The 12421-nt window shown below is 37.8% G+C and carries 6 protein-coding genes and 3 pseudogenes; 5 read left to right on the forward strand and 4 right to left on the reverse strand.

Features of this window, described 5'->3' with window-relative positions; all coding sequences use genetic code 11:
• Positions 1-1541, reverse strand: a 1541-nt coding sequence (locus FTU50_RS12680) for a hypothetical protein (RefSeq protein WP_180069797.1), incomplete at its 3' end; no start/stop codon positions are given.
• Positions 1542-1758: 217 nt separating this feature from the next.
• Here FTU50_RS12680 and FTU50_RS12685 point away from each other — a divergent pair.
• Positions 1759-4233, forward strand: a complete 2475-nt coding sequence (locus FTU50_RS12685) for a type I secretion C-terminal target domain-containing protein (RefSeq protein WP_180069799.1) — start codon at positions 1759-1761, stop codon at positions 4231-4233.
• Positions 4234-4386: 153 nt separating this feature from the next.
• Here FTU50_RS12685 and FTU50_RS12690 read toward each other — a convergent pair.
• A pseudogene (locus tag FTU50_RS12690) lies at positions 4387-5316 on the reverse strand (IS5 family transposase).
• Between the two features lie 125 nt (positions 5317-5441).
• On the opposite strand from FTU50_RS12690, the gene FTU50_RS12695 reads away from it, so the two are divergent.
• Genes FTU50_RS12695 through FTU50_RS12705 form a run of 3 tightly spaced genes read left to right on the forward strand, consistent with a single transcriptional unit; the run spans position 5442 to position 10386 of the window.
• Complete coding sequence (locus tag FTU50_RS12695; protein WP_180069802.1) at positions 5442-7094, forward strand: poly alpha-glucosyltransferase; 1653 nt, start codon at positions 5442-5444, stop codon at positions 7092-7094.
• Between the two features lie 9 nt (positions 7095-7103).
• A complete protein-coding gene (locus FTU50_RS12700) occupies positions 7104-8606 on the forward strand; it encodes a glycosyltransferase (RefSeq protein WP_180069805.1) in 1503 nt (500 codons plus the stop codon).
• Complete coding sequence (locus FTU50_RS12705; protein ID WP_104499072.1) at positions 8599-10386, forward strand: CapA family protein; 1788 nt, start codon at positions 8599-8601, stop codon at positions 10384-10386. Before FTU50_RS12700 ends, FTU50_RS12705 begins: the two co-directional genes overlap by 8 nt.
• 1 nt (position 10387) lies before the next feature.
• Here the strand turns inward: FTU50_RS12705 and FTU50_RS12710 are convergent, their stop codons facing one another.
• Complete coding sequence (locus FTU50_RS12710) at positions 10388-11065, reverse strand: metalloprotease (protein WP_180069808.1); 678 nt, start codon at positions 11063-11065, stop codon at positions 10388-10390.
• Between the two features lie 135 nt (positions 11066-11200).
• Positions 11201-11545, reverse strand: a pseudogene (locus FTU50_RS12715) (transposase); the annotation flags it as partial.
• A gap of 78 nt (positions 11546-11623) precedes the next feature.
• Here FTU50_RS12715 and FTU50_RS12720 point away from each other — a divergent pair.
• Positions 11624-12421: pseudogene (locus FTU50_RS12720) on the forward strand (IS3-like element ISAba14 family transposase); the annotation flags it as partial.

Consider the following 12421-nt stretch of genomic DNA (forward strand, 5'->3'; position numbering starts at 1 on the left):
GACAGCGACTCTGACTCTGACAGCGATTCTGACTCTGATAGCGACAGCGACTCTGACTCCGACAGCGACTCTGATTCCGACAGCGACTCTGATTCCGACAGCGACTCTGATTCCGACAGCGACTCTGATTCCGACAGCGACTCTGATAGCGACAGCGATTCAGACAGCGACTCTGATAGCGACAGCGACTCTGACTCCGACAGCGACTCTGATAGCGACAGCGACTCTGATTCCGACAGCGACTCTGATTCCGACAGCGACTCTGACAGCGATTCTGACTCTGATTCCGACAGCGACTCTGATAGCGACAGCGACTCTGACTCTGATTCCGACAGCGACTCTGACTCTGATAGCGACAGCGATTCCGACAGCGATTCTGACTCTGATAGCGACAGCGATTCTGACTCTGATAGCGACAGCGACTCTGATAGCGACAGCGATTCAGACAGCGATTCTGACTCTGATAGCGACAGCGACTCTGACAGCGACAGCGACTCTGATTCCGACAGCGATTCTGACTCTGATTCCGACAGCGACTCTGACTCTGATAGCGACAGCGACTCTGATTCCGACAGCGATTCTGACTCTGATAGCGACAGCGATTCTGACTCTGATAGCGACAGCGACTCTGATTCCGACAGCGACTCTGACTCTGATAGCGACAGCGACTCTGACAGCGATTCTGACTCTGATAGCGACAGCGACTCTGATTCCGACAGCGACTCTGACTCCGACAGCGATTCTGACTCTGATTCCGACAGCGACTCTGATAGCGACAGCGATTCAGACAGCGACTCTGATAGCGACAGCGACTCTGACTCCGACAGCGACTCTGATTCCGACAGTGACTCTGACTCTGATAGCGACAGCGACTCTGACAGCGACAGCGATTCTGACTCTGATAGCGACAGCGACTCTGATAGCGACAGCGACTCTGATTCGGACAGCGACTCAGATTCAGACAGCGATTCGGACTCAGATAGCGATTCAGACTCAGACAGCGATTCGGACTCGGATAGCGACTCAGATTCAGACAGCGATTCGGACTCGGATAGCGATTCTGATTCAGACAGCGACTCTGATTCGGATAGCGATTCTGATTCAGACAGCGACTCGGATTCGGACAGCGATAGCGACTCAGATTCAGACAGCGATTCGGACTCAGATAGCGACTCAGATTCGGACAGCGACTCAGACTCGGACAGCGACTCTGATTCGGACAGCGACTCAGATTCAGACAGCGATTCGGACTCAGATAGCGATTCAGACTCAGACAGCGATTCGGACTCGGATAGCGACTCAGATTCAGACAGCGATTCGGACTCGGATAGCGATTCTGATTCAGACAGCGACTCTGATTCAGACAGCGACTCGGATTCGGACAGCGATAGCGACTCAGATTCAGACAGCGATTCGGACTCAGATAGCGATTCAGACTCAGATAGCGATTCGGACTCGGATAGCGATTCGGATTCAGACAGCGATTCGGACTCGGATAGTGACTCTGATTCAGACAGCGATAGCGACTCTGACAGCGACACAGGTGATCATGAGTTATTAGCAGTAGATAATGACGTTCAACTGAAACTTGATATCACTCCTACAAGAGTTCAACTAGGAGAGGGTGAAAGCTTAGTCGGTCAAAAAGCGACGAGCTTTGGTGTCGCGAGTATCGGACTGGGAGGTGTTGCAAACGTTAGTACTTTAGCATTTGGATCATATATTGATGTCAGTGTTGGTAATGATCAGGTGCGAGACTTGACCTTAAAAGCTGATGGTGGTGGTATTTCTATCGGTGAAACACATGATCTAGTGATATTGAAAGAAGATGAATGGGGGAACTGGAATGTAGTTCAATACCATAAAGATTGGTTCACAATTCCATTGCTTGGTTATATAAAGACTGGAGATATCCGTCTTGATGAACCAGGAAACTATAAAGTTTACCTTGCTAAAACAAATGGTGTAGGCGTACTTTCGGGTTCTGGTTTAGAAATTACAGATGATCAAGTATATGACTACTCAACAGTAACAGCAGTATCTGGTTCGGTATCTGGAAATATTTTGACAGATATTAATAATCAGAATGACTCAATTGGTTCAAAAAATGGACAAGACATTTTTGGTCCAAATGTCATTATTGAGTCTATTACTGTGGGTACAGAAATCTATCCTATTGATCAGTTGCAACCGACAGTAATCCAAGGTGAATATGGTACTTTAACCATAAAACCAAACGGTGAATATACGTATACATTAAATGTAGGTGCTAAACCGCCATTCGGTTCAGTTGAACAGTTTAGTTATACACTGAAAGACACTGTTACAGGTGCAACATCAAGTGCTAACTTGAATATCGCATTAAACAAGGAAGTTTCGGTAATAGATCCTGTGGTTCAACATTTAACTTTAGATGTTCAATCAGTTGTTATTCCAACAGAAAAGCTTAAGGACTCAAGCCAAGTCAATATTGCTAGTATTGGTTTAGGTATTGCAGATATTAAAGTCGCTACGATTGAAAGTGGTATGACCATCAATGTTGCTGAAGGTCACACACGAGAGATCAGTTTCTCTTCAGAGGGTGGTGCGCCTATTGCATTAGGTGCGACCCCAGTCAGTCTAGCGATTTACAAATACAACGAAACCAATCAGAACTGGGAATTATATGCATTCAAAGAAAATTGGTATACCGTAGTTGGGGCTGTTATTGGTGCAGGCGCATCTAAGGAAAATGTAGATGTATTATTTACTGAAGGTACTTATAAAGCAGTGACAATGAGTGTGACAGCAGGAATAGCTGTAGTACCAACCATTGTATTAAAAGCAGATACTGACACTTTATATGACCAGACCCAGACGTCGACGCAGCAACAGTTGCAAGGAGATCTAACAACGGGTGATTATGCAAGCTTTGAAATGCGTAGTGTGAATGATCAACCAGTAGATGGTACGCCGATACAAGGTAAATATGGAACATTGTATATTAATGCCGATGGTACATATCAATACATTGTAGATCAAAATACTGCTGCAAATTTTGGTGATATTGATACCTTCTCATATAGTATTAAAGATCCAGTAACTGGTGAATTGGCTACAGGTACCTTAAATATTCAACTTGATATTGTAGAAGCGAAAGATGATCAAGATCATGCTAAATTTGGCTTAGATAATATCGAAGATTATACTGGTTGGCATGTTGATGAGAGAACTGCAAACTCTTCAAGTGTTAAAGAATTCAGCCATGAAATTACCGTTGGGAAAAATCAAATTCTTGATTTGCAATTAGCTTATGCATTTGATCAATTTGCAACTAGTTCAAAAGCAGATCAGTATTTAATTACGCTAACGAATTTAGTTACTGGTCAAGTTATAGAAATTCTAAATACTTCAATAGACAGTATTCAAAATACTATAGCTTTACCATCATTAACTGAAGGTAAGTATAGAATTGATGTGACTGTTGATAATAGTTTGTCGTGGCAAGTTAATGTTAAATTAGATTTGACAGGAACAGTAACAACGCTAGATGGGTTTAGTGCGCAAGAATCTAATCTTGTGCTTGCAGAAGGTGATTTATTAGCAAATGACATTTACTATGAAAACCAAATTGCGAGTCTGAAAATTCAAGGGCAAACATTAGCGTTTGATAAGTACGGTCAGTATGAACATGCGGCAAATACTTCAATAGTATTACAAGGTCAACATGGTGTTTTAACTGTCAAAGAAGATGGTACATATAGCTATGAGGCATCAGGTGATTCCTATGGTGTAGAGAGGTTCGAATATATTTTGAATTCTATCCATGGTACTTCACAGTCAGCAGAGTTAGTGATTAATGTCGGTAAAAATATGACTGGCTCAAAATATGATGATGTAATAAGTGGTAGCGATGGACAGGATTCAGTGATCTTTAAATTACTGGATGAAGCAGATGCAACTGGTGGCAATGGTAAAGATACTTGGTCTGATTTCCATGTCGGAGATGTTGAAACTGATGTTGATGCAGATAAGATTGATGTAAGAGAGTTAATTTCAGGTAGTAGTACTGATATTAAAGATTATATTAGTTTGAAAGATGATGGTAATGGCAATACTATTCTTTCAATTGATCGTGATGGATCTGTAACAGATATGACTTATAACCCAACAGAACTGTTGGTTCTACAAGGTGTAACGAAGACAGATGAGTTGCTAGATCAACTGATTAATAATGGTCAACTATTATTCTAAATAACTAAATAAAAAAGAGGATCTTCGGATCCTCTTTTTTTTATTTTAATGAACAACATTGTCGAGAAAAGATATGCCAACAATTTGTTTAAATATGATTGGGCTTTGTTGCACAAAGATTTGAAATGCAAAGCGCCCCTAATTGAGCTAAATTTAAGGCGTAACTTGGGTAAGTGGTCGACCTAATTGCGTAAATCTGTTGAGGACTGCTACACGTGCATGGATCTCATTCACTTGGCTATCAAAACTCCTTGCACTGAGTTTATCTCCTAATAATTTGATGCAGTGCATCTTAGTTTCAACCAAACTGCGCCGATGATAGCCTGACCATTTTTTTCCATAGTGTCCTACCTAAATGTTTAACTGTTCGAAGTAATTCATTTCGCTCTAGCGAGCTACTCTTTGTATCTTTCCATGGTTTCACATTTTTTCTTGGCGGAATCACCGTATGCGCTTGCCGATCTGCAATGACCTGTCGGCATCTCTTGGTATCATAAGCTCCATCGGTATAAACAGAGTCAATCCGCTCATCTTGTGGAATCTGATCAAGTAAATCACCAAGTACCTGTGAATCACTGACATTATTGGTTGTGAGCTGAATAGCGCGTATTTGAAGGGTTTCAGCATCTATAGCAATATGCAGCTTACGCGATTGGCGATGATATTGAGGTCCATGTTTCTTACGTTTTCATTCACCCTTACCTAGAAACTTCAAGCCTGTAGAGTCCATGAGTAGATGTAGTTCATCACTACTTTTCTGGTAGCTGATTGCAATATCAATATGCTTTTGTCTTCTACAAAGCGTGGTGTAATCTGGCGCTGTCCAATTTAATCCGCAAAGTTTAATCAGACTTTGCATAAAGCCGGTGACCATACGTAAAGACAGAAGAAGGATTTAATTATTAAGCAGTATTGGATGGTTGCGTCGGAGTAGGTTTGATTTCGTCCTTGTTTGCCTTTTGATGAAGCATACCATTGCGTAGCAGGATCAAACCAAATGGCAATATTTCCGCGATTAATGAGTGCTCGGTTATATGAAGACCAATTGGTTGTGCGGTAGATTTTGTGTGCAGGCTTCTTCATTTGAAAATTATATCGCTGAAAAGCCTTTAAAGATAGGTTTGTGCAACAAAGCCTTATATATCTATAAATTAAATATTAAATAATATACAATAAGGCTGATTGGCAGGGTTAAGTATGAGAGCAATATGGCTATATCTAAATATAGTGATCTGCAGGGATTTAAAATAAAACTAACAGATTGGTTATTCTCATTAAGAGAGAATCAGCAAGATTTTTATAGTGTATTTTTTTCATATGGAGATAAAAGTATACGCTGTCGTGTTTGGAATACAGCGGATAAAGATTACGATAAAGTAGTTAAAAGAACTTTGAATTTTATCGATAAATTATATGAAAAGAATAACCGGCTTCCTGAATTTTTAAAGTTTGACTTTGCAAAAAATATTGAAGAAAGAAAATGGACAGATCTTGTTAAAGAAGTAAGTGAGCAAAAACATAATAATCATTATCGAAAAGGAATTGCTTTTGATGAAAATTTAAGTATTTGCTTTTTGGAGCAAGAGATTTATGCAAAAGCAATTATTCGAGGAGTTGTATATAATGAGCCCAATTTTTTTGATGAAAAAAATCTAAATGATGCTATTAAAAAAAAATATACCAATGTTAAGGCAAATTATTCGCTAAATAAAATTGAAAAAGTCTGGGTGTTTGATACACAAGCTGTTTTTTTTGAAAACAACCAGTTGATTGATTTAATGTCTACGGGTCCAGAAAATGGTATACGTGTATTAAAGGGTAATAAAAAAGAACATATAAAAGAACTTGTTTTAAATAATGCCAAGTTTTTACATAATGAAATTTTAGAGAGTGGGAGGCTGGTTTATGGCTATTTCCCTGCCTATAACCGGGAAATTAAAAGTTATAATACAGTCCGTCACTGTACTGCCATATATGCCTTACTTGAAACACTTGAAGTCAATTATAATGAAGCATATCTACCGAAAATTAGAAATGCAATGCAGTATGCCATTGATCATTTATACAAAGAGGTAGATGGAAAAGCCTTTATGATTGATGGTAATGAACCTGATCTAGAAATTAAACTAGGTTCAAATGCTGCTGCAATTTTTATGTTTGCTAAATATCAGGAAATTATTGGCGACTCCAAATACCAAAAGTATGCCGAAATGCTTGCTGAAGGCATTCGCTTTATGATTGATGGTAAAGGGGAGACAACTCATGTATTAAGTTTCCCATCACTTGCAGTCAAAGAAAAGTTCAGAATTGTTTATTATGATGGTGAAGCTGCTTTAGGTCTACTTAGACTCTATCAAATTAATCAAAATTCAATTTTGCTTGAAACTGTTAAATTAATGTTTGAGCATTTTATTACTAAAAAATATGATAAGTATCATGATCATTGGCTAAGTTATTGTACCAATGAGTTAACTAAGATTTGCCCAGAGAAAAAGTATTTTGAATTTGGTTTAAATAACTATTTAAAACACATGGAATTTATTGAAAATCGTAAAACAGCATATGCAACATTTTTAGAAATGATGATGTCTGCATATAAGATGGTGGTGCGATTAAAAGAGCAGGGATTTACCGATTTAGTTAATATGGCTAAATTCGATAAACTAAAAGACTTAATAGAATTACGAGTCGAATTTCAAAGAGCAACAGGGTACTTTTATCCTGAAATAGCAATGTATATGGCTAAGCCTGAAAAAATTCTTAATGCATTTTATGTAAGGCATGATCGTTTTAGAACACGTATCGATGATCAGGAGCATAATTTATCTGGGTATGTGGCTTATTTAAATTATTTTATTTAGAGGTTGATAATGTTCTTTTTTCTAAGTGCAGGAATTGGGGAAAAGCTAACCGGTATTGAGCATGCGATTTTAAAAAGAAAACATGTTTTTGATAGCTGTGGTTTAGCACATAAGATTGTAACCTTAAATTACAACGCTAATTATTTAAAGAATTTAAATATCCATCATATTCGAGCCGATAGTTTTCTGAATTTATATGACGATTACCAATATTTAATTTTTGCTGCTTTGAGATCAAATACTTTAGAAGATTATTTGAGTCATATTGCAGGAGAGGTTACCCTAGAAAAAAACAATGCCAATACAGATGTAAAAGTATATATAAATGGGAATTACCTATTTTATATCCACTTTTTCTCAAATGGGAATATTTCATACATTAATTATTTTGATAAAGCGAGAAAGAAATTCAAGCGAGCTTTGTATACGGAGTCAGGCTATTTATCTAAAGAAATCTATTTAGAGAAAAACCAAGTCAAATCATGTCTTTACTATAATCAGCAGGGGATTGTGGTTTTAGAGGAGCACTACACCCAAGATAATCAGCTTAGTTATTTAAGTCTAAAAGAATCCGATGGTTCATCTTGTTTTTTTCAAGATCGTGATCAGTGGATTAAGCATTGGTTTCAAAAAATTATCACCTCTTATAAGCAGCCCGTTTTTTATGTCGATAAAAACAGACTTTATAATCATATTTTAGTGGAGTTAAAGTCTCCTGCATTTAAGTTAATTTCGATTTTCCATAGCGTGCATGTCAGTAATCCTCAGAAGATGGAAGACGGGCGAATTAACTCCAATTACAAAATATCTTTAGCAGAAACAAATAAATTTGACGGTTATATTGTATCCACAGAGCAACAGCGGCAGGATCTTTGGGCACGTTTTGGTTCAGAATTAAAAATTTGGGTGATTCCTCCGACATTTGCCCACATAGCATCTGAACTCACTGTCAATGCCGTAGCATCCCCATTCAACGTCATTTCTGTAGGGCGATATTATGTAGAAAAAAGACTTCATCATATTATTCAGGCTGTTGAAATTTTAAAAGAAAAGTATCCTGAAATTCAGCTTGATCTTTATGGTTTTGGTGATTCTAGAGATAACTTTATATATGAAAAAGAAATTCGCAAATATGTAGATGATTACGACTTAGAGACGAATGTACATTTCAAAGGCTATGTGCACAATATCTCGGACAAAATCCGAAATGCACATGTCTCTGTTGTGACGAGTACAATAGAAGGTTTCTGTATTGGAATTTTGGATAGTTTAAGTGTAGGAACGCCTGTAGTGGCCTACGATATTAAGTATGGTCCAAATGCACTAATTGAACAAAATCTTTCTGGTGTTTTAGTTGAAAATGAAAATATTCAAGCCTTAGCTATTGCAATCGAGCAATGCTATTTAAACCCACATATGAGAACCCATGCGATTAAGTCGGCGAAAAAATATGATTTGAATAGCTATAAAAAGAAATGGTTAGATCATTTGTTGGAGTTGAGTTATGTATAACTATTTAGTACAAAAAAATGGTGCGTTATTGCCGCACTCCAAACCCCAATACGTCGATTTTTCTGACCAAAATGAAGGGCTAGGTCCACTTTTGGTGCTTTATGTAGTTTATAAGTTATTAGATGAACGTAAGTTAAGTTTGGATGATAGCGTTGAGATTACAGAGATGGCCCTCCAAGAAAGAGGGCGAGGTGTTGTTGGTTATGCATTACATGATAAAGTCAATTTATTACAAGTATTAATGCATTACAAAGTAACAGCGGGTGTGGATTCTCTATTTCTTTTGGCTCAGCATGTTTATAATAAGACCCAAAAGCGCATGAGCCATTATTTTGAAGAGTTAATAAAAAAACATAACTTGAGTCCAAATAGTGCCAAAAATCTTTCAGGTAAAAAGAATTCAAAATTTATTCAGCAATATACCTTAAATGATGTGCTTAAAATCGCTGAATTAATGACTCAAATTAATCCCTTTTATCTGCAAATTTTAACGCTGAGTAAAATTGCATATAAAGCTAGAAATTTTCTAAGCCCAACATTTTTACTCGATCAAGGCAAGGTTAATTACTTTTTTAGCTTTCTTAATATTTCCATAGCATGGCAAAAGCATACATCATCTGATTTTACGATTGTCATTACACAGGGAATTGAGAGTAGTTTTCAACAAGATTCTGTGATTGAACGGCACTTATTGGGCCATGAAGGGCTGGATCGACTTATTTCTGATTTAAATGTAGTGACTACCCTCAAGCAAGATCGTGCCATTGTAAATATTATTGGCGATACCTATTTAGGCGAATATTACACTGAGCGACGTCGTAAACGAAAAGTATTTGATCCTCTATTGAATCATGGCTATGACTATAGTTTTGAAAAACTAAATTTTTTTTTAAATGCAGCCGATATTAATCTAGCCAATCACGAAGCATGTTTTGTAAATAATCAAATTCAATCTCCCTTGGTTGGATTGAAAAAATTTATATTGGGTGCACAGGATGTACCAACAGTCAATGCGCTTAAAAAAGCCAATATTCATTATTTATGTTTAGCCAATAACCACACTGCTGACTTTGGTGCAGTAGGTATCACACATACACTAAAAACGTTGCAAAATGCGCAAATACATTATGTAGGAGTGGGAGAAAATGAGTTTGAAGCATGCACGCCCATGAGAATTCAGATTAATGGTCGTATTATTTCTTTTTATTCTGGCTATTGGCATCGAGCCACTAACGAAAAAATATTTAAATTTTATGCCACACCTTCTTCTTCTGGTGTTGCGACCTTAGAAAGTGTTTTGTATGAAGCAGTTGCATTAGAAAAGCAAAAATATCCATCGCATTTTATTGTGGTGTTGGCACATTGGGGAGTAGATTTCTTACCGACTCAAGCCTATCAAAAAATACTCGCAAACCGATTGGTTCAACAGGGGGCAGATTTGATTCTAGGTCATGGTGCTCATACTTTACAGTCGATGGAAACGATCCAAGATTCAACCGTTATTTATAGTTTAGGTAATGGTATTTTTAATAGTGATGGTGAATATGATGGTTATCCAGATGCTTTGCCATTTGGCATGATTGCACAATTGATTTTTGAGAAAGATAGTTTAAATCTACGCCTATTGCCAATTCAATCTAATAACCGTGAAACCATGTGGCAACCCGATTTTGTACAATTAGATGATTTTAATCAAGTGGCTGATTATTATGGAGATATCGATTTTAATGCTATTAACCGCGCGCAATGGCCCTATTATTTCGAGAAAAAAATTCTCTAGTTTAGCGGGACTTTAATTTTTGATAATGTTCTTTAATGATCTGAATTTGTTGATCATAAAAGCCTATATTACGTTGCCCACCACTGCCGTCACAGCCACCTTTACTTGCCATCAAGTTAGTGGTGTCTTTTAATTTTGCACCTTTAACACAAACATGACGTAAACCAAAGGCATGTCCCATTTCATGGGGGAGAGCGGCTTGAATGTTGTAATTTAGTCGCTCCCAATCAAGTAGTATGATAGGTCGTCCATTGTTATGAAAGCCCCAACTATCTGCTGCTTTAAATCCTGATTTTGAGCTGTAGCTATCAAAAATAAATATATAAACTTCAGCTTCTTTACTCTTTGATGGAAAGCACCGCCGGAAAATTTTAATAAGTGCCGGTCGTTCCATAGGTTTAGGGCTTTCTAAAAGATGGCTGAGTTTGCAGTTTAATTGTTTGAATTTTTGATATGGAATGTATTTATTTAACTCGAATTTAAAAATGGGTTGATTTTTCTCAGTGACAAAATAGCGATTTAAAATATCTACTTCTTTTTTGATTTGGCTTAGGTTATCAAATTTTTGGGCTTCAACATGGGGTGTGGCAAATATAAAATTGACTTGAACAATAGGAAGAGCCATCGCATATTCTCCAATTAAGAGCAGAGGAATGGTCGCGAGTTTTTTTATATTCATAAAATTTCTCTTATTTGTCTGTTGTATTTTTTTAATTGATCTGAGGTTTGCCTTTGCTAACAATGATATTCCAAATTTTGTTGGAATGAAGCTGGTTTTTTTAAGTAAGCGTCCGCTGAATCCCATGCCTATTTTTTAATTTTGGTCGGATTTCCAGCGGTGTGGCAGTAATTCTTCTATTTGGGTCACTTTATGCGTCGGCAGCCTTTTCAGCACATCACTTAAATAGGCATACGGATCCAGTCCATTCAGCTTTGCTGACTGGATTAAAGTCATGATATTGGCAGCTCGTTGGCCGCTGCGCAGCGAGCCAGCAAACAGCCAGTTCTTACGTCCCAACGCCCAGGGGCGCATCTGATTCTCGACCCAATTATTGCAAATCGGTAGATTGCCATCATCCAAATAGCGGCTTAAAGCTGGCCAACGCTTCAGAGTGTAATTGATAGCCTTGGCAATTGGAGAACTCGACGGCACCGTCAGATAGAGATGGATCCGGAAATTTGAACAACTCCTATAAGTGATACTCTGCTCCTCAAATGATGTTATAAACATCAATATATGGAGTATTTTATGGCACGTAGACCAAGAAGAAATCATTCAAACGACTTTAAGGCTAAGGTAGCACTTGCTGCGATCAAAGCAGAAAAAACACTTGCTGAATTGAGTTCTGAGTTTGATGTTCATCAAAACCAAATTATTGACTGGAAAAATCAATTGATCTCAGCTTCCTCACAAGCTTTCGATCAATCAAAAGCTCCATCAGAACCTCCCATTGATCTTAAAAAGTTACATGCAAAAATCGGTGAGCAGGCATTAGAAATTGATTTTTTAGAAGGTGTGTTGAAGAAACTGGGCCGCTTCAACCACAAAAGTTAATCGATCACTCACTTCAGATTTCAGTATCTAAACAAGCTAAGTTACTGAAAGTCTCTCGTGGTTGTTATTATTATCGCCCAAAACCTGTTAGCTCATCAGATCTGAAGCTGATGCGATGTATTGATGAATTACATATGCAATATCCTTTTGCAGGCAGTCGTATGATGCGTGATTTGTTGAATCGTCAAGGGCATCATATAGGACGACGTCATACACGTACTTTAATGAAGAAAATGGGTATTCAGGCGTTATATTGCAAACCAAATTTAAGCCAGGCTAATCAAGCTCACCGTAAATATCCATATCTGCTCAAAGGATTGGCTATTCAGCGCAGTAATCAAGTGTGGTCTACTGATATAACGTATATCCCTATGGCAAAAGGCTTTGTTTATTTATGTGCTGTGATTGATTGGCATAGCCGCAAGGTACTTGCGCATAGGGTATCGATTAGTATGGAGGTGGATTTTTGTATTTCGGCTT

The sequence above is a fragment of the Acinetobacter sp. YH12112 genome, assembly GCF_013418945.1.
In the GTDB taxonomy this organism is placed as follows: domain Bacteria; phylum Pseudomonadota; class Gammaproteobacteria; order Pseudomonadales; family Moraxellaceae; genus Acinetobacter; species Acinetobacter indicus.